A 237-nucleotide genomic window follows, 5' to 3' on the forward strand; every position below is an offset into this window, starting at 1 on the left:
AAGAACGTCCGAAAACGATTCAAGTAGACTTACTTCAAAACGGTCAAAAGATTGATACGAAAGAAGTAAGTGAAGCAACAGGTTGGAAATACGAATTTAAAAATTTAGCGGCATACGATGCGAATGGCGCTGCCTACAAGTATGAAGTGAAAGAACAACCAGTAGCGGGATACAAAACAGAAGTAACTGGTTACGACATCACAAATACAAAAGTAGGTCAAACAAAAGTAGAAGGAA

Annotated in this window: 1 protein-coding gene; it reads left to right on the forward strand. The window is 38.0% G+C overall.

Annotation, left to right across the window (positions count from 1 at the left end; translation table 11 throughout):
• On the forward strand, positions 1–237 hold a 237-nt coding region (locus JDS96_RS31505; RefSeq protein ID WP_206777267.1), incomplete at both ends, for a Cna B-type domain-containing protein.

The organism is Bacillus cereus group sp. N21 (assembly GCF_016483395.1).
GTDB lineage: Bacteria > Bacillota > Bacilli > Bacillales > Bacillaceae_G > Bacillus_A > Bacillus_A pseudomycoides.